The following is a 22,541-nucleotide window of genomic DNA, read 5'->3' on the forward strand; positions in this document are numbered from 1 at the left end:
GCGGCAACGAATGGGCGGGGCGGTGGCCCCCCGGGGGGAAAGAGGGGCAGGGTGTTCCTGTGCTGGTGACCACGCTGATCGTGACGTTCGTGCTCGTCGTCGGGCTGGCCCTGGCGGTGCTGTACTCGGTGGCCGCGCCCCCGCTGCGGGAACGCGGGAGCTCGGTGATCGCCCGCGTCGACCACGCCATCGGTCGGGCCGCCGCCTGGGGTGGTCGGCAGGGTCGGCACCTGCGCCGGGCCGGTTCCTCCACCGAGCGCACCGAGGCCCGGGAGACCCTGCACCAGCACTGACCGGGTGACCCGGTCCCGCTCCGCACCGGTCCGGGAGCGGGCCGGGGGCGGGTCGGGGCCTGCGCGGTCTGCAAGGATCGACGCTCGTGGAGCAGATCGAGATCGTCCTCGGACTCGTCGTCGGCATCGCCGTCCTGGTGGTGGGTGTCGTCGTCGGCCTCGTCCGTCCCCGTCGGCGCCGGAACTCCCTCGGTGAGGGCGAGGCGCCGGAGCTCGGGCGGCGTCCCGGCACCCGCACCGAGGACCCCGACGGGGACGTGCTGCCCGGCGTCGGGGACGACGCCGAGGTCCCGCGTGACTCGCCCAGCCGGAACGTCGACGTGGTCGACCTGCCCGAGGGGCCGGTCCTCGAACGCCCCGAACCCGTGGCGGGACGGCTGGTCCGGCTGCGCGAGCGGCTCTCTCGTTCGCAGTCGGCCCTGGGGCGCGGCCTGCTGGCCCTGCTGTCGCGCGACACGCTCGACGAGGCCACGTGGGAGGAGGTCGAGGAGACCCTGATCCTGGCCGACGTGGGCGTCGAGCCGACCATGGCCGTGGTCGAGCGGCTGCGCGAACGGGTCCGGGTGCTCGGCACCCGCGAGCCCGAGCAGCTCAAGGCCCTGCTGCGCGAGGAGCTGCTGCGCCTGGTCGGTCCCGACGTCGACCGCTCCCTCAAGCTCGACCGGCACCCGGGCGGGGTCGACGGGGCCGGGCGGCCCGCGGTCGTCCTCGTCGTCGGCGTCAACGGCACGGGCAAGACGACCACGGTGGGCAAGCTCGCCCGGATGCTGGTGGCCGAGGACAAGGACGTCGTCCTCGGCGCGGCCGACACCTTCCGCGCCGCCGCCGCCGAGCAGCTGGCCACCTGGGGCGAGCGGGTAGGGGTGCCCACCGTGCGCAGCGACAAGGACGGGGCCGACCCGGCCGCCGTCGCCTTCGACGCGGTCAAGGCCGGCACCGAGGCCGAGGTCGACGTCGTCCTCGTCGACACCGCGGGCCGGTTGCAGAACAAGGCCGGGCTCATGGACGAGCTCGGCAAGGTCAAGCGGGTGCTGGAGCGGCACGGCCCGGTCGACGAGGTGCTGCTCGTGCTCGACGCGACCACGGGGCAGAACGGCATGCGGCAGGCGGCGGTGTTCTCCGAGGCGGTCGCCGTCACCGGGATCGTCCTGACCAAGCTGGACGGCACCGCCAAGGGCGGCATCGTCGTGGCGGTGCAGCAGGCCCTCGGCGTGCCGGTGAAGCTGGTCGGGCTGGGGGAGGGCGCCGACGACCTCGCCGTCTTCGAGCCCGGCGAGTTCGTCGACGCGCTGCTCTCCTGACCCTCGGCCGGGGGGCCGACCCTGACCTCACCCGGGCGGAGCAGCGGCGATGGCCCCGGGTGACGTCCGGGTCACTGTCAGCGCCGTGTCACACGATGTTCACGCGACCGCCGTCCGCGTCACCTGACCGAAACACGAGACCGCCGCGGACGTAACACGCACGGGCGACGGTGGAGCCGCTCCCCGTCACGCCTCCCGTGCGTGATGCTCCCGCCCCGCCGACCCCGGTCGGCCTCGTGGAAGGCCCCCGTTGCCCATGGACACCGGTGACACCGCCTGGATCCTCACCAGCGCGTCCTTCGTGCTGCTGATGACCCCCGGACTTGCCCTCTTCTACGGCGGCATGGTCCGCGCGAAGAGCGTCCTGAACATGATGATGATGAGCTTCGGCGCCCTGGCCCTGGTCGGGGTCCTCTGGGTGCTCTACGGCTACTCCATGGCCTTCGGCCAGGACATCGGCCTCGGCCTGCTCGGCAACCCGTTCGAGTACTTCGGCCTCTCCGGCCTGATGGGCGAGGGCAACCTCTCCGGCACGCTGCCCGGCATGGCCTTCGTCGGCTTCCAGGCCGTCTTCGCCATCATCACCGTCGCCCTGATCTCCGGCGCCATCGCCGACCGCGCCAAGTTCGGCTCCTGGATGGTCTTCGCCGGCATCTGGGCGACGGTCGTCTACTTCCCGGCTGCGCACTGGGTGTTCGCGTTCTCCACCGACGACGGTTACGTCGGCGGTTGGATCGCCAACAACCTCGCAGCCATCGACTACGCCGGTGGGACCGCGGTCCACATCAACGCCGGCGCCGCGGGCCTGGCCCTGGCCCTGGTCCTCGGCAAGCGCGTCGGCTTCAAGCGCGACCCGATGCGCCCGCACAACCTGCCCCTGGTCATGCTCGGTGCCGGGCTGCTGTGGTTCGGCTGGTTCGGCTTCAACGCCGGCTCCGCCGTCGCCGCCGGCAACTCCGCCGCGGTCGCCTGGGTCAACACCCTCGCCGCCACCTGCGCCGCGATCCTCGGTTGGCTGCTCACCGAGAAGCTGCGCGACGGCCACGCCACCTCGCTCGGGGCCGCCTCCGGCGCCGTCGCGGGTCTGGTCGCCATCACCCCCGCCTGCGGGGCGCTCAACCCGGTCGGCTCGATCGTCGTCGGTGTCATCGCCGGCGTGCTCTGCGCCCTCGCCGTCGGTCTGAAGTACAAGTTCGGCTACGACGACTCCCTCGACGTCGTCGGCGTCCACCTCGTGGGTGGCCTCTGGGGCACCATCGCCGTCGGCTTCTTCGCCACCGCCGACGCCCCCAACGGGGTCGCCGGTCTCTTCTTCGGCGGCGGGGCGGGCCAGCTCGGCCGCCAGGTCGTCGGGGCCGCGGCCGTGCTCGTGTTCTCCTTCGTCCTCACCTACGTCATCGGCACCCTGATCCAGAAGACCATCGGGTTCCGCATCGACCCCGAGGACGAGGTCACCGGCATCGACCAGGTCGAGCACGCCGAGACCGGCTACGACTGGGGCACCCTGGGCGGGGGCCGCAGCGCCGGTCCCGTCGCCCAAGCCCGCCACGCCGCCCCTGGAACCTCGGAGGTGTCCGCATGAAACTGCTCACCGCGATCATCAAGCCGCACAAGCTGGACGACGTGAAGTCGGCGCTGGAGTCCTACGGGATCCAGGGACTCACGATCTCCGAGGCCTCGGGCTACGGCCGCCAGCGCGGTCACACCGAGGTCTACCGGGGGGCGGAGTACACCGTCGACCTGGTGCCCAAGGTCCGCGTGGAGGTCCTCGTCGACGACGTGGACATCGCCGACGTGGTCGAGGTCGTCGTCAAGAGCGCCCAGACCGGGCGCATCGGCGACGGCAAGGTCTGGACGGTCCCGGTCGAGGACGTCGTGCGCGTGCGCACCGGCGAGCACGGACCGGACGCCCTGTGACCATCCCGTTCCTCCCGCAGGAACCCGCTCGTGAGGGTGGGCGCTGAGCGCCGACCTGCGCACCGAGCGACTCGCGTGGGCGGTGCGGTCCGGACGACCCGGGCCGCACCGCCGCGCTGAGCTCGTCGAGCTTGTCGAGTCCCGGTTGCGCCAGGTGTGGGTCGAGGCCCTGACCCCGCTGCCGGGCCTCGCCGAGGACCCGAGCGGCATCGCGCTCGCCTGCGTCGGGTCCCTGGCCCGCGGCGACTGCGGTCCCGCCAGCGACGTCGACCTCGTCCTCCTGCACGACGGTCGCCGCCTCGCCCCCGAGGACCTCTCGGCGCTGGCCGACCGGATCTGGTACCCCCTCTGGGACAACGGGCTGCGCCTGGACCACTCGGTCCGCACGCTCAAGGAGTGCCGCAAGGCCGCCGCGGACGACCTGACCGCGGCCATCGGGCTGCTCGACCTGCGGGTGGTCGCCGGCGACGGCGGCCTCGTCGCCCGCACCCGCGGCCACCTCCTCGACGACTGGCGGGCCGGCGCCCGGCGCCGCCTGCCCGAGATCCTCGTCGCGCTCGAGGAACGGGCCACCCGCGCCGGGGAGCTCGCCTACCTGCTGGAACCCGACCTCAAGGAGGCCCGCGGCGGCCTGCGCGACGCCGTCGTGCTGCGCGCCCTGGCCGCCAGCTGGCTCACCGACCGCCCGCACGGCGCGGTCGAGGAGGCCCACACCGTCCTGCTCGACGTCCGCGACGGCCTGCAGGCCGCCTCCGGGCGCCCGGGGGACCGGCTGATCCTGCCCGAGCAGGACGCCACCGCCGTGGTCTGCGGCTACGCCGACGCCGACCTGCTGCTGGGCGCCGTCGCCCAGGCCGGCCGCACCATCTCCGCGGCGGTCGACCTCACCGCCCGCCGGGCCCGGCAGGCCGTCCCCACCACCCGGCGGTTCCGGGCGACCGGGCGCCGCCCGCGGCTGCGCCCCCTCGGGCACGGACTGGTCGAGCACGACGGCGAGGTGGTCCTCGGGGGTCAGACGACCCCGGCGGAGGACCCGGTGCTGCCCCTGCGGGCCGCCGCCACCGCCGTCCGCACCGGTCTGCCCCTGTCCCCGGTCACGCTGGAGCACCTGGCCTCGGCCTGCCCGCCGCTGCCCGACCCGTGGCCGGCCTCGGCCCGGGAGGCCTTCGCCGAGCTGCTCGCCGCCGGTCCGGCCGCGGTGCCCGTCTTCGAGGCCTTCGACCTCGTCGGGGTGCTCACGGCTTGGATCCCGGAGTGGGCCGGCGTGCGCAACCGTCCGCAGCGCAACGCCATCCACCGGTACACGGTCGACCGGCACATGGTCGAGACCGTCGTCGGCCTGCAGCCGTTCCTGCGCGACATCCCGCGTCCGGACCTGCTGCTGCTCGCCGGGTTGCTGCACGACATCGGCAAGCTGCCGGGCGTGCAGGACCACTCGGTCACCGGGGGGCCGCTGGCCCGTCGTGCCGTGGAGCGGATGGGTCTGGACCCGGCCGACGTCGACGTCGTGGTCCGCCTCGTCGTCGAGCACCTGACCCTGGTCGAGCTGGCCACCCGCCGCGACCCCGACGACCCGGGCACGGTCGAGGCCCTGGTCGCGGCCGTCGACGGCAGCGCCGAGACCCTGACGATGCTGCGCGCCCTGACCGAGGCCGACGCGCGGGCCGCCGGCCCGGCCGCCTGGACCCCGTGGCGGGCCCGGCTCGTCGACGACCTCGTGCGCCGCGCGCGCTCCAGCCTGGCCGGGGCGAGCGTGCCCGGCCCGACGCCGTTCGACGCCGAGGAGCAGGCGCTGGCCGCGGCGGTCGCCGCCGGGGCCGGGACCCAGGTGCGGGTCCGCGAGGTCGACGGGTTCGCCGTGGTCACCGTCGTCACCCCCGACCGGACGGGGCTCTTCGCCGACCTCGCGGGACTGCTGGCCGACCTGCGGCTGCAGCTGCGCTCGGCCCTCGTGCGCACCCTGGACGGCGTCGCGGTCGACTCCTGGTGGGTCGAGGCCGGCAGCGGCCGGGCCCCGGACGCCGAGGAGATCCGGCAGCGCCTGGACAAGATCGAGACCGCGCGCGAGGACCTGCTGCGGCGCCTGGCGCTGCGCGACGCGCAGACCCCGCGGGTGGCGGGCGGGCTGCGCTCGCTGGTCGCGCACCCGCGGGTCGTCATCGTCCCCGGGGCCTCCGAGCGGGCCAGCGTGCTGGAGGTCCGGGCCGCCGACCGGCCCGGGCTGCTGCACGCGCTCGGCCGGGCGCTCGCGGTCGAGGGCATCGACATCCGCTCCGCCCACGTGGCCACGTACGCGGCCCAGGCCGTCGACGTGCTCTACCTGGCCGAACCGGACGGGTCGAAGCTCTCCCCGCCCCGGGTGGCCATGGCCGTGCGGGCCCTCTCGGACGCCGCCGAGGTCCCGGGCGCCTGAGCTCCGGACAGTAGGCTGGGGCCGTGTTCGCCTCCCTCTCCGACCGGCTCACCGCGACCTTCAAGACCCTGCGGGGCAAGGGGCGCCTCAGCGAGGCCGACGTCGACGCGACCGTCCGCGAGATCCGCCGGGCCCTCCTCGACGCCGACGTGGCCCTGCCCGTCGTCCGCCAGTTCACCGCCGCGATCAAGGAACGGGCGCTGGGCGCAGAGGTCAACCAGGCGCTGAACCCGGCCCAGCAGGTCGTCAAGATCGTCAACGAGGAACTGATCGGGATCCTCGGCGGGGAGACCCGGCGGCTGCGCTACGCCAAGAACCCGCCCACGGTGATCATGCTCGCCGGGTTGCAGGGGGCCGGGAAGACGACCCTGGCCGGCAAGCTCGGGCGGCACCTGGAGAAGCAGGGCCACCGCCCGCTGCTGGTGGCCTGCGACCTGCAGCGCCCCAACGCGGTCAACCAGCTCCAGATCACCGGGGAGCGGGCCGGTGTCGCCGTCTACGCCCCCGAGCCCGGCAACGGCGTGGGCGACCCCGTCGCCGTGGCCCGGCAGGGCATCGAGCACGCGCGCAGCCAGCACTTCGACGTGGTCGTCGTCGACACCGCGGGCCGTCTCGGCGTCGACGCCGAGATGATGCAGCAGGCCGTCGACATCCGCGACGCCGTGCAGCCCGACGAGATCCTGTTCGTCCTCGACGCCATGATCGGGCAGGACGCGGTCGCCACGGCCGAGGCCTTCCGCGACGGGGTCGGCTTCGACGGGGTGGTGCTGACCAAGCTCGACGGCGACGCCCGCGGTGGTGCCGCGCTCTCGGTCCGCCACGTGACCGGGCGCCCCGTGATGTTCGCCTCCTCGGGCGAGAAGCTCGACGACTTCGACGTCTTCCACCCCGAGCGGATGGCCTCGCGCATCCTCGACATGGGCGACCTGCTCAGCCTCATCGAGCAGGCGGAGAAGGCGTTCGACGCCGAGCAGGCCCAGGCGATGGCGGCCAAGTTCGCCAGCGACGAGGACTTCACCCTCGACGACTTCCTCCAGCAGATCGCCGCGGTCCGCAACATGGGCTCGCTGAAGAAGATGCTGGGGATGCTGCCCGGCATGGCCCAGATGCGCGACCAGCTCGACGCCTTCGACGAGCGCGAGTTCGACCGCATCGAGGCGATGGTCCGCTCGATGACCCCCCTGGAGCGGCGGCAGCCGCGCATCATCAACGGTTCGCGCCGGGCCCGCATCGCCGCCGGGTGCGGGCGCAGCGTCTCCGCGGTGAACGACATGCTCGAACGCTTCGGCCAGGCCCAGAAGATGATGCGGGCCATGAAGTCGGGCGGCGGGATGCCGGGGATGCCGGGGATGCCCGGGCTGCCGGGCATGGCCGGCGCCTCGAAGAAGCAGAAGGCGCGTCAGGCCGCGGCGGCCAAGTCGCGCAAGGGCAAGTCGGGCAACCCGGCCAAGCGGGCCGTGGAGTCCAAGGCCGCGGCCGAGAAGCAGTCCGCCGCAGCGGGTTCGGCGTTCGGGGGTGCGGCCGGGGGCGGTTTCGACCCCAGCAAGCTCGACCCGTCCTCGCTGAACCTGCCCAAGGGTTTCGACAAATACCTCGGCCAGTAGCCTCCGTCCTGGTCATGTCCTGAGCAGTCGTGTCCTGGGCGGTCGTGTCCTGAGCAGCGGGTTCGAGGGGGAGCGCGTGGGTGAGGTCTGGCAGCTGTCCGGCCCGGTGCTGGTCGGGCCCGAGGAGGTCCGCGGCGGCGCCTGGGTCGTCGGCGGTCGCATCACGTTCGAGCGGCCGGCCTCGGTCGACGGGGTGCTCGACGGCTGGGTCGTGCCCGGTCTGGTCGACGCGCACTGCCACGTCGGGATCGGCGCGCACGGGGAGATCCCGGCCGCCGACGCCGAGGCGCAGGCGGTGCGCGAGCGGGACGTCGGGGCGTTGCTGCTGCGCGACGCCGGCTCCGCCTCCGACACCCGGTGGATGGACGAGCGCGAGGACCTGCCGCGCATCGTCCGGGCCGGTCGGCACCTGGCCCGGACCCGGCGCTACCTGCGGGGGCTGGCCCACGAGATCGAGCCCGAGGACCTGGCCGAGTACGCCCGGGCCGAGGCCCGCCGCGGTGACGGCTGGGTGAAGCTGGTCGGGGACTGGATCGACCGGGAGACCGGGGACCTGGCCCCCTGCTGGCCCGCCGACGTGCTCGCCGCGGGCGTCGCGGCCGCCCACGCCGAGGGGGCCCGCGTCACCGTCCACCAGTTCGGCGAGGAGGGTGTCGAGGAACTCCTGGCCGCCGGGGTCGACGGGATCGAGCACGGCACCGGCCTCACGGGGGCGACCGTCGCCGAGGCGGCCCGCCGCGGGGTCGCCGTCGTCCCCACGCTGGTGAACATCGCCACGTTCCCCGGCATCGCCGAGCGGGGCGAGGCCAAGTTCCCGCGCTACGCCGCCCACATGCGGGCCCTGCACGCCCGTCGGTTCGAGACGGTCGCCGCCCTGCACGACGCGGGCGCCCCGGTCTTCGCCGGGACCGACGCGGGCAGCGTGCTCCCGCACGGGCTGGTCGTCGACGAGATCGCCGAGCTCTCCCGGGCCGGCCTCGGCCCGACCGCGGCGCTCGACGCGGCCTGCTTCGCCGCGCGGCGCTGGCTCGGGCACCCGGGGCTGGAGGAGGGCGCCCCGGCCGACCTCCTGGTCCTCGACGGCGACCCGCGGGACGACCTCGACGTGCTGCGCCGACCCCGGGCGGTGGTCCTGCGCGGGCGGCCCTACCGCTCCGGCGGGCCGGTCGGAATCGCGGCCGGCGCCCCGGTCGGCGGCTGACCAAGGCGGGTCCCGCCCGGGTGGGGCGGGCGGCCGGTCGAGCCGGACCGGAGCGTCTGGCAGAATGTCAGGGCACTCGAACGCCCCGGACCCTCTCACCGCGGCGCTCGCGTCCATCAAGAGTCCACCGGTCGGCGTCCCCACACCGAGCGGTGTCCGCTCGACCGATCAAGAACCGGGAGACACCCCTCACCGTGGCAGTCAAGATCCGCCTGAAGCGGCTCGGCAAGATCCGCGCCCCGCACTACCGCGTCGTCGTCATGGACTCGCGCTCCAAGCGCGACGGTCGCGCGATCGAGGAGATCGGGATCTACAACCCGATGACCGACCCCTCGACCATCGAGATCAAGAGCGAGCGCGCCCAGTACTGGCTCGGTGTCGGCGCGCAGCCGACCGAGCAGGTCCACGCGCTGCTCAAGGTGACCGGCGACTGGCAGAAGTTCAAGGGCCTGCCGGGCGCCGAGGGCACCTACCGCAAGCCCGAGGCCAAGGTCCGCCCGACCGCCCCGGCGCCGGCCGCCAAGCTGGCCCCGAAGGACGAGGCCGCTGCGGCCCCGGCCACCGAGTCCGCCACGGACTCGGAGAGCTGATCGCCGTGCTGGCGGACGCGCTCGAGCACCTCGTCCGTGGCATCGTCGGGCACCCCGACGACGTCCGCGTGACCCCCAAGACCCTGCGTCGCGGAAGCCTCCTCGAGGTGCGCGTGCACCCCGAGGACCTCGGCCGGGTCATCGGCCGCTCGGGTCGCACCGCCAAGGCGCTGCGCACCGTCATCGGTGCCCTCGCCGGGAACCAGCCGGTCCGGGTCGACCTCGTCGACGTCGACCGCCGCTGATCCTCCGCACCACCCCGCAGCGCCGGGCCCGTTCCTCGGGTCCGGCGCTGCGTCGTTGCGGCCCCGCCCCCGGGGTCGTCCGAGAGAACGTCCCGCCGTCAGGAGAGTCGTCGTGGAGTACGTCGTGGCCCGGATCGGTCGCCCGCACGGGATCCGGGGCGAGGTGACCCTGGAACTGCGGACCGACACCCCCGAACGGCGCTTCGTCCCGGGCTCGGTCCTGCGCACCGACCCGCCCGCCCGCGGTCCGCTGACGGTGGAGTCCGCGCGCTGGCACAACCAGACGCTCCTCGTCGCCTTCACCGAGGTCCCGGACCGCGACGCCGTCGAGCGGCTGCGCGACACCCTGCTGCTCGTCGACGTCTCCGACGAGGCCGACGCACAGGCCGATCCCGACGAGTTCTACCCCCACCAGCTGCGCGGACTGACCGCCGTGACCGCCGACGGGACCGCGCTCGGCAGGGTCGTCGACCTGCTCACCGGCAGCGCCCAGGACGTCCTCGTCGTGCGCGACGCGCGGGGCGAGGACGTGCTCGTGCCCTTCGTGCAGCGGTTGGTGCCGACCGTCGACCTGGCCGGGGGCCGGGTCGTGCTCGACCCGCCCGGCGGACTCTTCGGCGAGCTCCCCGGCGACGGCACGGACGCCTGAGCCGTGCGGATCGACGTCGTCTCGATCTTCGGGGAGTACCTGCAGCCGCTGCAGCTGTCCCTCATCGGCAAGGCGCAGCGGCAGGGGCTCATCGAGCTGCGGGTCCACGACCTGCGCGACTTCACCCACGACCGCCACCGCACGGTGGACGACACCCCCTACGGGGGCGGCGCCGGGTTGCTGATGAAGCCCGAACCGTGGGGCGAGGCGCTCGACGCGATCCTCGCCGACCCACCGGCGGGACTCAGCGCCGAGCAGGCCGAGCGAGGGCCGGTCCTGCTGGTGCCGAGCCCGGTGGGGGAGGTCTTCCGGCAGGAGCGGGCCCACGCGCTGGCCGAGGAACCGTGGCTGGTCTTCGCCTGCGGGCGCTACGAGGGCATCGACGCCCGGGTCGTGGAGCACTACGCCTCCCGCATCCGGGTGCAGGAGGTGTCCCTCGGCGACTACGTGCTCAACGGTGGCGAGGTCGCCGTGCTCGTCGTCGTGGAGGCGGTGGCCCGGCTGCTGCCCGGCGTGGTGGGCAACGCCGCGAGCCTGGCCGAGGAGTCCCACGCCGCCGAGCACGACGGGTTGCTGGAGCACCCGGCCTACACCAAGCCCGCGTCGTGGCGGGGGCTCGACGTCCCCGCGGTGCTGGCCGGTGGGCACCACGGCCAGGTGGCCCGGTGGCGTCGGGACGAGGCGCTGCGGCGCACCGCGCGTCGGCGTCCGGACGTCGTCGCGGCCCTGCCCGAGTCGGCGACCGACGCCGCCGACCGCGCGGTCCTGGCCGAGGAGGGCTTCCGCGCGACCGGTCACGGATTCGTGACCGACCCGGACGCTGTGGCAGACTGAGCGGCTGTTCCACCGACCGGCCGTGACGTCCGGGACCTCCTCCGCCTCGAGCCTCCGGGCCCGTCCGCGGAAGCGGTGCGCCTGCCACAGGGGGCGCGCCACCCCGGTCACCGACCCGGCGGCATCCGCCGCCCGGGCTGCTCACGGCGCCAGACCCCGCGCCGGTGACCTGTGGCGCCCAGCAGGAGAGAAGAGTCTCACCATGCACGTTCTCGATTCCGTCGACGCCGGCAGCCTCCGCGACGACATCCCGGAGTTCCGCGCCGGCGACACCCTGAAGGTCCACGTCAAGGTCGTCGAGGGCAACCGCTCCCGCGTCCAGCTGTTCCAGGGCGTCGTCATCCGCCGCACCGGCGGCGGCGTGCGCGAGAGCTTCACCGTCCGCAAGGTCAGCTTCGGCGTGGGTGTCGAGCGCACCTTCCCGCTGCACACCCCGATCATCGAGAAGATCGAGGTGGCCTCCCGTGGTGAGGTCAAGCGCGCCAAGCTCTACTACCTGCGCGACCTGCGCGGCAAGGCCGCCAAGATCAAGGAGCGTCGCGACTCGCGCACGCCCCGCGGCTGACGCGAGCGACCGCACGACGAGCCGGGTCCCGTTCGGGGCCCGGCTCGTCCGCGTCCCGGGGGATGGATCGAGGCCGACAGGCCCCCGCGCGGCGGCCCGGGCCCGCCCGGCGTGCGCCGTAAGCTCGACCCCGGTGTCGCTCCCGGGGAGCACGACCGTCGGGAGCGTCGGCAGGTGGGAGTGGGCGAACGGTGAGGACCGAGCGGGAACCGGCGCAGGACGGGCCGGTGCAGGACGGGCTGGTCGGGGGGGCCGCGCGTCCCCGGGGCCCCGGGGTCCGGATCGTCGTCGCCCTGACGGTGGCGCTGGTCCTCGCGCTGCTGCTGCGCACCTTCGTCGTGCAGACGTTCTCGATCCCCTCCGACTCGATGGACCCGACCCTGCGCCCCGGTGAGCGCGTCCTGGTCTGGCGCTCCCTGGGCGACCCGGCCGCCGACCTGCGCCGCGGTGACGTGGTGGTCTTCGACGGCTCCGGCACGTTCGCGCCCTCGCCCCCGGAGCCGACCGGACTCGCCGCCCTGGGGGCCGCGATCGGTCAGGGGCTCGGGTTCCGTCCCGGGGAGGCCGACTTCGTCAAGCGCGTCGTCGGGCTGCCGGGGGACCGGATCAGCTGCTGCGACGCCCAGGGCCGCCTGCTGGTCAACGGCGAGCCCGTGGACGAGCCGTACCTCTTCGCGCCGGGTTCCCCGGCCAGCGCCACGGCCTTCGACATCGAGGTGCCGGCGGGCCGCATCTGGCTCATGGGCGACAACCGGGAGCAGTCCACCGACTCCCGCTCGCACCTGGGCAGCCCCGGCGGTGGCACGGTCGCCGTCGACGACGTCATCGGGCGGGTGGTCCTCGTGACCTGGCCGCTGTCGCAGTCCGGCCCGGTGCAGCGCGACGCGCCCCTGGCCGGGATCAGGAGGGCACCGTGAGCGACCACCGGGACCAGAGCCCGACCCCGGGGCCGGCCGAGGCCCCCGCCCGCGGCCGGGGTGGTGTCCTCGCCGCCGTGCGCGAGACCGTGCTCGTCGTCGCCGTCGCCCTCGTGGTGTCGCTGGTGGTGAAGACGTTCCTGCTGCAGGCGTTCTACATCCCCTCGCAGTCCATGGAGACGACGCTCGACATCGGTGACCGCGTGGTGGTCAGCAAGCTGACCCCGGGTCCCTTCGAGCTGCACCGCGGCGACGTCGTGGTCTTCCTCGACCCGGGCGGCTGGCTGCCGCCCGCGGCGGAGCCGGACCGCGGGCCGGTCGGCTCGGTCGTCGCCGACGTGCTCACCTTCGTGGGGCTCCTGCCGGAGGACTCCGGCGAGCACCTCATCAAGCGCGTCATCGGGCTGCCCGGGGACCGGGTGGAGTGCTGCGACGCCCAGGGCCGGATCAGCGTCAACGGCACACCGGTGGAGGAGTCCGCCTACGTCATCGAGGGCGCGGTACCCAGCCAGGTCCCGTTCTCCGTCACCGTGCCCGCGGGGGAGCTCTGGGTGATGGGGGACAACCGGCCCGAGTCGGCCGACTCGCGCTACAACCAGGACAAGCCCCACGGCGGGTTCGTCCCGCTCGAGAACGTGGTGGGCCGCGCCTACGTCGTCGTCTGGCCGCTGTCGCACCTCGCCTGGCTGGGGACGCCGTCGACGTTCGACGACGTCCCGGGTGAGGCGGGGGTGGAGTGAGCACCCGCTCCGACTCCCGCGGCCTGGCCCGGACCCCGCGCGGCCCGGGGGCCAAGGCGACCGCGACCCGCGGAGCCGCGCTGCCCCCGACCCTGCGCGTGGAGAAGGCCCTGCTGCGCGAGCGCGGGGTGGCCCTGCTGGCCGGGATGGACGAGGTGGGCCGGGGCGCGCTGGCCGGTCCGGTGACCGTCGGGGTGCTGCTCGTCGCGGCGAGCACCCGCACCGCCCCGACCGGGCTGCGCGACTCCAAGCTGCTGAGCCCCCAGGTGCGCGAGCAGCTCGCGCCCAAGGTGCGCCGGTGGGCCGTCGCCAGCGCGGTCGGGCACGCCGAGCCGGACGAGATCGACTCCGTGGGCATCATCTCGGCGCTGCGCCTGGCCGGACGCCGGGCCCTGGCCCAGCTGACCCAGCAGCCGGACGTGGTCCTGCTCGACGGCAACCACGACTGGCTCTCCGACCCGCGCGACCCCTCGCTGTTCGACCTGGTCGACGGCGGCCCGCCCGTGCCGGTGCTGCCCTGCGCGGCGCCGCCCGTGACGACCCGCGTCAAGGCGGACCTGACCTGCGCGGCGGTCGCCGGGGCCAGTGTCCTGGCCAAGACCACCCGGGACGCGATCATGATCGAGCGCGCTGCGGAGCACCCCCTCTACGGGTGGGAGGGCAACAAGGGCTACAGCGCGCCCGAGCACCTGCAGGCGCTGTCGAGGCACGGCACCAGCGCCCAGCACCGGCGCAGCTGGCGGTTGCCCGGGGTCCTGCCCGGGATCTCGCCCGAGGTACCGACCGGGCTGCCCCCGGTCGTCGGCTCCGACCTGCTGCTCCCGCCCGCCGTCGAGCTGCCCGCGCCCTGAGCGACCGCTCCGCCGCCGGGCCTCCGGCCCCGGGGTGTCCCCGTGGGGCGTCCCCGGGGACGGGCGCCCAGCAGGCATGATGGTCGGGTGAGCGCGGAGGACCTGGAGAACTACGAGACCGAGATGGAGCTGCAGCTCTACCGGGAGTACCGCGACGTCGTGTCGCTGTTCTCCTACGTCGTGGAGACGGAGCGCCGCTTCTACCTGGCCAACTCGGTCGACCTGCAGGTCCGGACCGCCGACGGCGAGACCTACTTCGAGGTGCGCCTGCACGACGCGTGGGTGTGGGACGTCTACCGCCCGGCCCGGTTCGTCCGCGACGTGCGGGTGGTGACGTTCAAGGACGTCAACGTCGAGGAGCTGCAGAAGCGCGACATCGAGGTCCCCGACACCCCGTGACCTGAGCCCGGGCCGCCCCGGTCGGCGGCCCGTGCCGCGGTGGTTCTCCACAGGTACCGGGTCGGACCGGGGTTCTCCACAACCGTCGCAGTGCGCCCCCGCGGTCGACGCCGCCTGCGCGAGCCTCGGCCCCGGAGGTGGTGCGCGATGGCCGCGAAAGACACGGTGGGCCGCTACGGGGAGAACGTGGCGGTGGCCCGCCTGAGCGAGGCGGGGATGACCGTCCTCGACCGGAACTGGCGGTGCGCCGGCGGGGAGATCGACGTGGTCGCCCGCGACGGCGACACCCTCGTCGTGTGCGAGGTGAAGACCCGCCGCAGCACGTCGGCGGGCACGGCGCTGGAGGCGGTGACCCCGCACAAGCTCGACCGGTTGCAGCGCCTGGCCGAGCAGTGGTTGGCCGCGCACCCGGGCGTGGGCACGGTCCCGGTGCGCTTCGACGTCGTCGCGGTGACCCCGGCCCGCTCCGGGGCCGCGCGCGTCGAGCACCTGCGCGGGGTGCTCTGATGGGCATCGCCCGGGCGCTGACCGTCGGGCTGGTGGGTCTCGAGGGCCACCTGGTCGAGGTCGAGGCCGACATCGCGGCGGGCCTTCCGGCGTTCGTGCTGGTCGGGCTGCCCGACGCCGCGCTGCACGAGGCCAAGGACCGGGTCCGGGCCGCGACCGCCAACTGCGGGTGGACGCTGCCCTCCGCGCGGATCACGGTCAACCTCTCGCCCGCGACCCTGCCCAAGTCCGGCTCCGCCTTCGACCTGGCCGTCGCCATCGCGGTGCTCACCGCAGCGGGGGTCGTCCCGGCGGAACCGTCGGCCGGGGTCGTGCACCTGGGCGAGCTCGGGCTCGACGGCTCCGTGCGCCCGGTCGACGGCGTGCTGCCAGCGGTGCTCGCGGCCGCCCGCGCGGGGGTCCGGCGGGTCGTCGTCCCGCAGGCCACGGCCGAGGAGGCGGCCCTCGTCCCCGGCGTGGTCGTGCGGGGGGTGCGCTGGCTCTCCGAGCTCGCCGCCGACTACCGCGGCGACCCGCCGCTGGACCTGCCCGACCCGCCCTCGATCCCGACGGCACCGGTGGGCCCGGCGCACGACCGGCGCGGGGACCTGGCCGACGTGGTCGGCCAGCGCGAGGCCCGCTACGCCCTGGAGGTCGCCGCCGCCGGTGCCCACCACCTGCTGATGAACGGCCCACCCGGGGCGGGCAAGACCATGCTCGCCGCCCGGTTGCCCGGGGTGCTGCCCGACCTGGACGAGGAGGCGGCCCTCGAGGTCACCGCCGTGCACTCGGTGGCGGGCCTGCTGCGCGGTCGCTCCGCCGCCCTCGTCACCCGCCCGCCCTACGAGGACCCCCACCACACGGCCTCCGTCGCCGCGATCGTCGGCGGCGGGACGGGGGTCCCGCGTCCCGGGGCGGTGTCCCGAGCTCACCGCGGGGTCCTGTTCCTCGACGAGGCCCCGGAGTTCTCCTCGGCCGTGCTGGAATCCCTGCGCCAACCCTTGGAGTCCGGCGACCTGGTCCTGCACCGCTCCCGGGGCAGCGCCCGCTACCCGGCCCGGTTCCAGCTCGTCCTGGCCGCCAACCCCTGCCCGTGCGGACGCGCCAACGGTCCGGCGCTCGACTGCTCGTGCACGTCGGTCGCCCGTCGCCGCTACGCCGACAAGCTGTCCAAACCGCTGCTCGACCGGATCGACCTGCAGGTCCAGGTCGAGGGCGTGAGCCGCGCCGACGTCGTCCAGGCCGTCCCCGGCGAGACCAGCGCGGTCGTCGCCGGTCGGGTGGCCGGGGCCCGGGCCGCGGCCGAGGCCCGGCTGCGTCCCTACGGGCGGCGGACCAACGCCGAGCTCACCGGACCCCTGCTGCGGGGGCCGCTGCGCCTGCCCGCGGCCACCACGGCCGACCTGGACCGGGCCATGGACCGCAACCGCCTCAGCCTGCGCGGGCTGGACCGGGTGCTGCGCGTGGCGTGGACGGTGGCCGACCTGCGCGGGGCGGAGCGTCCCGACGTCGACGACGTCGGTCGCGCCCTGGGGTTGCGCGGGGCGTTCCTGGCGGTGGCGGCGTGACCCCGCGCGACCCGGGACCGCTGCGGAGCGCGCTGGACGACGAGCGGCTGGCCCGCGCCGCGTGGAGCCGGCTGGCCGAACCCGGGGACGCGGCCGCGGCCGCCCTCGTCGCCGAGGTGGGGGCGAGCACGGCGCTGCACGGCGTCCTCGACGGCCGCGGCCCGCAACGGTGGCGCTCCCGGCTCGAGGTCACCGACCCGGAGGCCGACCTGGCCGCCCACGAGCGGCTCGGTGGGCGTCTCCTCGTCCCCGGCGACGAGGAGTGGCCCGACGGGCTGCAGGACCTCACCCCGGAGGTGGGGGACGCCTCCAGCGCCATGACCCGCCCCTTCTGCCTGTGGGTGCGGGGCCCGCTCCCGGTGGCGGAGACGTTGCGGCGCAGCGTCTCCCTCGTCGGTACCCGGGCCCCCACCGCCTACGGCAGCCACGTGGCCGCCGAACTCGGGGCGGGGTTGTCCGAGCGCGGCCGGGCCGTCGTCTCCGGCGGCGCCTTCGGTGTGGACGCGACGGTGCACCGGGCGGCGCTCGCGGTGGGCGGGGCGACGGTCGCGGTGCTGGCCTGCGGGGTGGACCGGGCCTACCCGGCGGCCAACAGCGCGTTGCTGGCCCGGCTGGCCGAGGAGGGCCTGGTCCTCGGTGAGGCGCCCCCGGGCACCTCCCCGACGCGGTGGCGCTTCCTGGAGCGCAACCGGATCATCGCGGCCCTGTCGGCGGGCACGGTGGTGGTGGAGGCCGCCTGGCGGTCGGGCGCGTTGTCCACCGCCGAGCGGGCCGAGCGGATGTCCCGCGTGGTCGGAGCCGTGCCGGGGCCGGTGACCTCCGCCGCCTCCGCCGGGTGCCACCGGTTGCTGCGGGAGCGCGGGGCGAGCCTGGTGACCGGCACCGAGGACGTCCTGGACCTGCTGGGTCGGGTGGGGGAGGGGGCCGGGCCCGGTCGCGAGGTCGAGCGGCGCCCCTTCGACGGGCTGCGTCGGGAGGAGCTGCAGGTGGCCGAGTCGCTACCGCGCCGACGCGCGGCCGGGGTCGAACGGATCGCGCAGGACGCCGGGCTGGACGTCGACCACGTGCACGCCGTGCTGGGCCGCCTCGAACTGGCCGGCATCGCGGTCCGCTCCGGGACGGGCTACCGGCTCGGGACGGCGTGAGGGACCGGGAGGCCGGCGGGCCCGGGGGTGGTCAGTGCCCGGCCTCGCGGTACCGGTCGACGACGTCCTGCTTGATCCGGCCCCGGGCCGGGACCTCGATGCCGTGGGCCCGGGCCCAGGCGCGGACCGCGGTGTTGTCCACCCCGGTGAACGCGACCGGTTTGGCCGGCACGCTGCGCCCGCCCGTGCGACGACCGTGCTCGACGTAGAGGCCGTAGGCGCGGCGGAGGGTCTCGGCGTTGTCGTCGCTGAGGTCGATCTCGTAGTCGACGCCGTCGAGGCCGAAGCGGACGGTCTGGTCGGCCGCACCTCCGTCGACGTCGTCGGTGAGGATCACGGTCGTGCGCTGCGCCACGTCGGGGCTCCTGTTCTCGGTCGGCGGGGGCCATCCTGGCACGTCCCGCGACGTCCTCCGGCGCGCCGATCCGCCGGCGGCGCGGGCAGGGGTGAGGGTGGCGGGGTGAGCGCCGCCCCCCCGCCGACCCCCGACCCGGGCCCGCGTTCGAACCCGTTGTCTGACGCGCGGCCGGACGCGCGGCCGAGGGCGGTGAGCGAGCTCCTGGACGGGTTCGCCCGTCACCTCGCCGCGGAACGGAACCGCTCGGCCAACACGGTGCGGGCCTACCGTCGCGACGTCCGCGAGGCGCTGCGGGTCCTGGCCGGGGCGGCGGGGCCGGAGGTCGACGACGCCGAGCTCGTCCTCGACCTCACCACGCTCACCCTGGGCGACCTGCGGGCCTGGCTGGCCCTGGGTGCCGACCGGCTGGCCCGTTCCACGCTGGCCCGCCGGACCGCGTCCGTCCGGGCCTTCACGACCTGGGCGCGGCGGGAGGGACTGCTGGGGGAGGACCCGGCCGCCCGCCTGCGCTCACCCCGCCCCCACCGCTACCTGCCGACCGTCCTGGCCGAGGAGCAGGTGGCCGAGGTCCTCGCCGCGGCCGGCCGGGGCGGGGACGCCGACGAGGCCGACGGTGCCGACGATGCCGACGACGTCGACACCGCCGTGGCCCCGGGGGACGGTGCGGTGGCGCGGCGGGACCGGGCGGTCCTGGAGCTGCTGTACGCGACGGGGTGCCGGGTCGCGGAGCTCGTCGGGGCCGACCTGACGAGCCTCGACCTGGGCGCCCGGACGTTGCGGGTGCTGGGCAAGGGGGACAAGGAGCGCGTGGTGCCCTTCGGGCGGGCGGCCGAGCTCGCGCTAGGGGACTGGTTGGACCACGGCCGGCCCGAACTGGCGACCGAGGAGTCGGGGACGGCGCTGTTCCTGGGGCGGCGGGGTGGGCGTCTGGACGCGCGGCGGGTGCGCGAGGCCCTCGACGCGGCGGTCCGCGACGTCCCGGGTGTCCCGCACGCGACACCGCACAGCCTCCGGCACTCCGCGGCGACCCACATGCTCGACCACGGGGCCGACCTTCGTAGCGTTCAGGAATTGCTCGGTCACGCTACGCTGTCGACGACGCAGATTTACACACACGTCTCCGTGGAGCGACTGCGGAGCTCGCACCGTCAGGCGCACCCCCGGGCCTGACGGGTCCGGGGGGAGGACCTGTGCAGGCACCAGCGGGACGTTCCGGCAGCGCCGGCGTCGTCGAGGACCGGGCGGCCGCCGATGCGGCGGGCGCGGCCGACCCGACGCCCGCGCCGGCGGCCGAGGAGATCCGCCCGGCCGGTCGGCCGCAGGCCAACGCCCGGTTCTCCAGCCGCAAGGTCGCCTCGCCGGCCGAGCAGGAGGCGGCCGAGGCCGCGCTGCGCGAGATGTGGGAGGACTTCAAGTCCACCGCCAACCCCGTGGTCCGCGAGCGGCTGATCCTGCACTACTCCCCGTTGGTCAAGTACGTGGCCGGTCGCGTCGGGGTGGGGTTGCCCCCGAACATCGAGCAGGCCGACCTGGTCTCCTACGGGATCTTCGGGTTGATCGACGCGATCGAGAAGTTCGACATCGAACGTGCCATCAAGTTCGAGACCTACGCGATCTCGCGCATCCGTGGGGCGATCATCGACGAGTTGCGGGCCATCGACTGGATCCCGCGCTCGGTGCGCAGCAAGGCCCGCGAGGTCGAGCGGACCTACGCCAGCCTCGAGGGCGAGCTGCACCGGACCCCCACCGAGGCCGAGGTCGCGGACCGGATGGGGATCAAGCTCTCCGACCTGCACCACATCTTCAGCCAGGTCTCCTACGTCAACGTGGTCGCGCTCGACGAGCTGCTCAGCGTCTCCGGGGAGAAGGGCGACAAGCTCTCCCTGGTCGACACGCTGGAGGACACGAAGGCGGAGGACCCGGTCCAGGCCTTCGAGTCCGAGGAGACGAAGTTCCTGCTCTCCCGGGCCATCAACCAGCTCCCCGAGCGGGAGAAGATCGTCGTGACCCTCTACTACTACGAGGGCCTCACCCTGGCCGAGATCGGCAAGGTCCTCGGGGTCACCGAGTCCCGCATCTGCCAGATGCACACCAAGGCCGTCCTCCAGCTGCGCGGCAAGCTCTCCGACTCCTCCTGAGTCCCTCCGCCCCGCCGGGGCGCACGTCTCCTCACCCCACCCGACCCAGCGGCAGCAGCACCGGGGGACCCGCCCGACGGAGCAGCGGCAACGGGTCGCGGTAGACCTCGCCCAGCCGCGCTCCCAGGTGCAGACAGGTGCTCGGGCAGTGCACGGGGGAGACGTCGACCGTGCCCACCTCCGTCCCGGCGACGACGCGCGTCCCGACGGCCACCGTCGCCGCGACCGGTTCCAGGGTCGCCCGCAGTCCGTCGTCGGCGGTGATCACCAGGACGCGCCGCCCGGCCACCGCCCCGGCGAAGCTCACCCGCCCCGCGACCGGGGCCAGGACCGGCTGCCCCGCGGTGGCGGCGAGGTCGACACCGCGGTGCCCGGGCGCGTACCGACCCACCTCGTCGTAGCCCCGCACCACCGCCGGGGCGGGGGAGAGCGGCCAGACCCAGCGAGGGCTCGGCGCGCCCACGACGTCCGCCGGGGCGACGGCCACCGGGACGGGCCGGGGCGTGGAGCCGGGTGGGGGGCCCGGGGAGGTGGCGGCCGCCACCACCCCGGCGAGCGCGGTGGCCACGAAGGCCGAGGTGAGAACGCTGGAGGTGGGCACGTCGGGAAGGATCACGGGTCCGGTCCGGCGCCGGGGGCAGCAGCCGGGAGGCTGTGGACGACGCCCCGGTCAGGGTCGACCTGTGGACGACACCCTTCCGGCGCAGTCCACGCAGGTGCGGGCCCAGGGCCTCGCGGCCAGCCGACCGGCCGGGATGGCCCGTCCGCAGACCTCGCACCGCCCGAACCCGGGTCGTCCCACGCGCGCCACCGCCGTCCGCAGGTCCGCCACCCGGTCGCGGACCTGTTCCAGGACCGCCGCGGTCTGGGCCCGTTCGAAGGCCGTCGTCGAGCCCTCCGGGTCGTGCTCGTCGTCCGCGGTCCCCTCGGCCGCGACCTCCAGCGCGCTGGCCAGCTCCCGTTCCAGGGCCGCCACGCGCTGCTCGGCCTCGGCCAGCTCCGCGAGCAGGGCCTCGCGCAGGGGTTCCGGCCCGTCCGGGGTCACCGCCGGCTCACGCGGTCCGGCTCGGAGCGAGCCGCTGCAACCGGTCCACGGCTTCGTGCAGCACGGCGTCGGACTTGCAGAAGGTGAACCGCAGCAGCGGGGCCGCCCGGGCGTGCGTCGGGGAGCCCGGCTTGCAGAACGCGGCCATCGGCACCGCGACGACCCCGGCCAGCCCGGGCAGCCGTCGGCAGAGGTCGGTGCCGTCCTCGAACCCCAGCGGTCGCGGGTCGGCGGTGAGGAAGTAGGTGCCGTCGGCGGGCAGCACGCCGAACCCGCCGGCCCGCAACCCGTCCGCGAGCAGGTCGCGACGCCGCGCGTGGTCGGCGGCGAGCTCGGTGAAGAACGCGTCGGGCAGGTCGAGCGCCCCGGCCACCGCGGGCTGGAACGGGGCGCCGTTGACGTAGGTGAGGAACTGCTTGACCGTGCGCACGGCCGCGACCAGCTCGGCCGGACCCGACACCCAGCCGATCTTCCACCCGGTCACCGAGAACGTCTTGCCCGCCGAGGACACCGTCAGCGTCCGCTCCGCCATCCCCGGCAGGGTCGCGATCGGGACGTGGAGGGGGACGTCCCGCCCGGGGCCGTCGACGTCTCCGGGGCGCGGGTAGACGAGGTGCTCGTAGACCTCGTCGGTGATGACGACCAGGTCGTGCTCGACCGCGACCTCGGCGACCGCGGTCAGCTCCGCGGCCGTCAGCACCGTCCCGGTCGGGTTGTGCGGGGTGTTCAGCAGCAGCACCCGGCTGCGTCCGTTCGCCGCGGCCCGCAACGCCGCCACGTCGAGCCGCCACCCCTGCGGGGTCGGGCGCAACGGGACCGGACGCTGCACGCCTCCGGCCAGCGCGATCCCCGCGACATAGGCGTCGTAGGCCGGTTCGAGGACCAGCACCTCGTCACCGGTCTCGACCAGAGCCAGCAGGGCGGCGCTCAGCGCCTCCGTCGCCCCGGCGGTGACCAGGATCTCCGTCGCCGGGTCCAGGGTGATCCCGTAGAACCGTCGCTGGTGCCGGGCGACCGCCTCCAGCAGGACGGGCATGCCGATGCCCGGCGGGTACTGGTTGACACCGCTTCGGATGGCCTCGACCGCGCCCTCCAGGAGCGAGGCCGGGCCGTCGGTGTCGGGGAACCCCTGCCCCAGGTTGACCGCCCCGGTGCGCTGGGCCAGCGCCGACATCTCGGCGAAGATCGTCGGGCCGAACCGCCGCATCCGGGAGACCACCCGGGCCCGGGAGCCCTGGCGCCCCGGGGCGACGTCGTCGTGGTCGAGGGCGGTGCTCACGCG

The 22,541-nt window shown here is 75.0% G+C and carries 25 protein-coding genes; 21 read left to right on the forward strand and 4 right to left on the reverse strand.

The window, feature by feature from the left end:
• Positions 1–65: 65 nt before the first annotated feature.
• The 19 genes from ACFFKU_RS09195 (at position 66) to dprA (ending at position 17,718) form a co-directional block, all read left to right on the forward strand.
• Positions 66–293: a hypothetical protein gene (locus ACFFKU_RS09195; RefSeq protein ID WP_380137359.1), complete on the forward strand. Its 228-nt coding sequence runs from the start codon at positions 66–68 to the stop codon at positions 291–293.
• Between the two features lie 86 nt (positions 294–379).
• Complete coding sequence (ftsY, locus tag ACFFKU_RS09200) at positions 380–1,594, forward strand: signal recognition particle-docking protein FtsY (RefSeq protein WP_380137360.1); 1,215 nt, start codon at positions 380–382, stop codon at positions 1,592–1,594.
• 256 nt (positions 1,595–1,850) lie between these two features.
• Positions 1,851–3,176 carry an ammonium transporter gene (locus ACFFKU_RS09205; RefSeq protein WP_380137362.1) on the forward strand — a complete coding sequence of 442 codons (1,326 nt, stop codon included), beginning with the start codon at positions 1,851–1,853 and terminating at the stop codon, positions 3,174–3,176.
• Entirely contained in the window at positions 3,173–3,511 is a 339-nt protein-coding gene (locus tag ACFFKU_RS09210; protein ID WP_380137363.1) for a P-II family nitrogen regulator, read from the forward strand. Before ACFFKU_RS09205 ends, ACFFKU_RS09210 begins: the two co-directional genes overlap by 4 nt.
• A 55-nt stretch (positions 3,512–3,566) precedes the next feature.
• Positions 3,567–5,924, forward strand: a complete 2,358-nt coding sequence (locus ACFFKU_RS09215; RefSeq protein ID WP_380138054.1) for a [protein-PII] uridylyltransferase — start codon at positions 3,567–3,569, stop codon at positions 5,922–5,924.
• Positions 5,925–5,947: 23 nt separating this feature from the next.
• Positions 5,948–7,528: a signal recognition particle protein gene (gene ffh / locus ACFFKU_RS09220; RefSeq protein ID WP_380137364.1), complete on the forward strand. Its 1,581-nt coding sequence runs from the start codon at positions 5,948–5,950 to the stop codon at positions 7,526–7,528.
• Positions 7,529–7,604: 76 nt separating this feature from the next.
• Complete coding sequence (locus ACFFKU_RS09225) at positions 7,605–8,729, forward strand: amidohydrolase family protein (protein WP_380137366.1); 1,125 nt, start codon at positions 7,605–7,607, stop codon at positions 8,727–8,729.
• 194 nt (positions 8,730–8,923) lie between these two features.
• Positions 8,924–9,319: a 30S ribosomal protein S16 gene (rpsP, locus tag ACFFKU_RS09230; protein ID WP_380137368.1), complete on the forward strand. Its 396-nt coding sequence runs from the start codon at positions 8,924–8,926 to the stop codon at positions 9,317–9,319.
• Between the two features lie 5 nt (positions 9,320–9,324).
• Positions 9,325–9,564 (forward strand): RNA-binding protein, encoded by a 240-nt coding sequence (locus tag ACFFKU_RS09235; protein ID WP_380137369.1) that lies wholly within the window; start codon positions 9,325–9,327, stop codon positions 9,562–9,564.
• A gap of 112 nt (positions 9,565–9,676) precedes the next feature.
• Positions 9,677–10,213 carry a ribosome maturation factor RimM gene (gene rimM, locus ACFFKU_RS09240; protein ID WP_380137370.1) on the forward strand — a complete coding sequence of 179 codons (537 nt, stop codon included), beginning with the start codon at positions 9,677–9,679 and terminating at the stop codon, positions 10,211–10,213.
• Between the two features lie 3 nt (positions 10,214–10,216).
• Entirely contained in the window at positions 10,217–11,047 is an 831-nt protein-coding gene (gene trmD, locus ACFFKU_RS09245; protein WP_380137372.1) for a tRNA (guanosine(37)-N1)-methyltransferase TrmD, read from the forward strand.
• 202 nt (positions 11,048–11,249) lie between these two features.
• Positions 11,250–11,612 carry a 50S ribosomal protein L19 gene (gene rplS, locus ACFFKU_RS09250; RefSeq protein ID WP_380137374.1) on the forward strand — a complete coding sequence of 121 codons (363 nt, stop codon included), beginning with the start codon at positions 11,250–11,252 and terminating at the stop codon, positions 11,610–11,612.
• Between the two features lie 191 nt (positions 11,613–11,803).
• On the forward strand, positions 11,804–12,529 hold the full coding sequence (lepB, locus tag ACFFKU_RS09255) for a signal peptidase I (RefSeq protein ID WP_380137375.1): 726 nt from the start codon (positions 11,804–11,806) through the stop codon (positions 12,527–12,529).
• Positions 12,526–13,269: a signal peptidase I gene (lepB, locus tag ACFFKU_RS09260; RefSeq protein ID WP_380137376.1), complete on the forward strand. Its 744-nt coding sequence runs from the start codon at positions 12,526–12,528 to the stop codon at positions 13,267–13,269. Before lepB (ACFFKU_RS09255) ends, lepB (ACFFKU_RS09260) begins: the two co-directional genes overlap by 4 nt.
• An 80-nt stretch (positions 13,270–13,349) precedes the next feature.
• On the forward strand, positions 13,350–14,120 hold the full coding sequence (rnhB, locus tag ACFFKU_RS09265; RefSeq protein ID WP_380138056.1) for a ribonuclease HII: 771 nt from the start codon (positions 13,350–13,352) through the stop codon (positions 14,118–14,120).
• Between the two features lie 87 nt (positions 14,121–14,207).
• A complete protein-coding gene (locus tag ACFFKU_RS09270; RefSeq protein ID WP_380137378.1) occupies positions 14,208–14,519 on the forward strand; it encodes a DUF2469 domain-containing protein in 312 nt (103 codons plus the stop codon).
• 147 nt (positions 14,520–14,666) lie between these two features.
• Positions 14,667–15,026, forward strand: coding sequence for a YraN family protein (locus ACFFKU_RS09275; RefSeq protein ID WP_380137379.1), 360 nt, complete (start codon positions 14,667–14,669; stop codon positions 15,024–15,026).
• Positions 15,026–16,573, forward strand: a complete 1,548-nt coding sequence (locus tag ACFFKU_RS09280; RefSeq protein ID WP_380137380.1) for a YifB family Mg chelatase-like AAA ATPase — start codon at positions 15,026–15,028, stop codon at positions 16,571–16,573. Before ACFFKU_RS09275 ends, ACFFKU_RS09280 begins: the two co-directional genes overlap by 1 nt.
• On the forward strand, positions 16,570–17,718 hold the full coding sequence (dprA, locus tag ACFFKU_RS09285; protein ID WP_380137382.1) for a DNA-processing protein DprA: 1,149 nt from the start codon (positions 16,570–16,572) through the stop codon (positions 17,716–17,718). The genes ACFFKU_RS09280 and dprA overlap by 4 nt, the downstream gene beginning before the upstream one ends.
• 31 nt (positions 17,719–17,749) lie before the next feature.
• Here the strand turns inward: dprA and ACFFKU_RS09290 are convergent, their stop codons facing one another.
• The gene (locus ACFFKU_RS09290) at positions 17,750–18,073 is read right to left on the reverse strand and encodes a histone-like nucleoid-structuring protein Lsr2 (RefSeq protein WP_380137383.1); all 324 of its coding nucleotides are present in this window, start codon (positions 18,071–18,073) and stop codon (positions 17,750–17,752) included.
• A 192-nt stretch (positions 18,074–18,265) separates the two neighbouring features.
• Here ACFFKU_RS09290 and ACFFKU_RS09295 point away from each other — a divergent pair, with 192 nt between their 5' ends.
• Together ACFFKU_RS09295 and whiG are read left to right on the forward strand one after the other, a co-directional pair.
• A complete protein-coding gene (locus ACFFKU_RS09295) occupies positions 18,266–19,246 on the forward strand; it encodes a tyrosine recombinase XerC (RefSeq protein WP_380137385.1) in 981 nt (326 codons plus the stop codon).
• A 218-nt stretch (positions 19,247–19,464) separates the two neighbouring features.
• Entirely contained in the window at positions 19,465–20,214 is a 750-nt protein-coding gene (gene whiG / locus ACFFKU_RS09300) for an RNA polymerase sigma factor WhiG (RefSeq protein WP_380138057.1), read from the forward strand.
• 31 nt (positions 20,215–20,245) lie between these two features.
• On the opposite strand, the gene ACFFKU_RS09305 is transcribed toward whiG, so the two are convergent.
• The 3 genes from ACFFKU_RS09305 to ACFFKU_RS09315 all read right to left on the reverse strand — a co-directional run bounded on the left by ACFFKU_RS09305 (position 20,246) and on the right by ACFFKU_RS09315 (position 22,466).
• Complete coding sequence (locus ACFFKU_RS09305; RefSeq protein ID WP_380137386.1) at positions 20,246–20,815, reverse strand: murein hydrolase activator EnvC family protein; 570 nt, start codon at positions 20,813–20,815, stop codon at positions 20,246–20,248.
• Positions 20,816–20,884: 69 nt separating this feature from the next.
• Positions 20,885–21,259, reverse strand: coding sequence for a TraR/DksA family transcriptional regulator (locus ACFFKU_RS09310; RefSeq protein WP_380137388.1), 375 nt, complete (start codon positions 21,257–21,259; stop codon positions 20,885–20,887).
• Between the two features lie 7 nt (positions 21,260–21,266).
• Entirely contained in the window at positions 21,267–22,466 is a 1,200-nt protein-coding gene (locus tag ACFFKU_RS09315; protein WP_380138059.1) for a pyridoxal phosphate-dependent aminotransferase, read from the reverse strand.
• Positions 22,467–22,541 lie beyond the last annotated feature (75 nt).

The organism is Kineococcus gynurae (genome assembly GCF_042433995.1).
GTDB classification, from domain to species: domain Bacteria; phylum Actinomycetota; class Actinomycetes; order Actinomycetales; family Kineococcaceae; genus Kineococcus; species Kineococcus gynurae.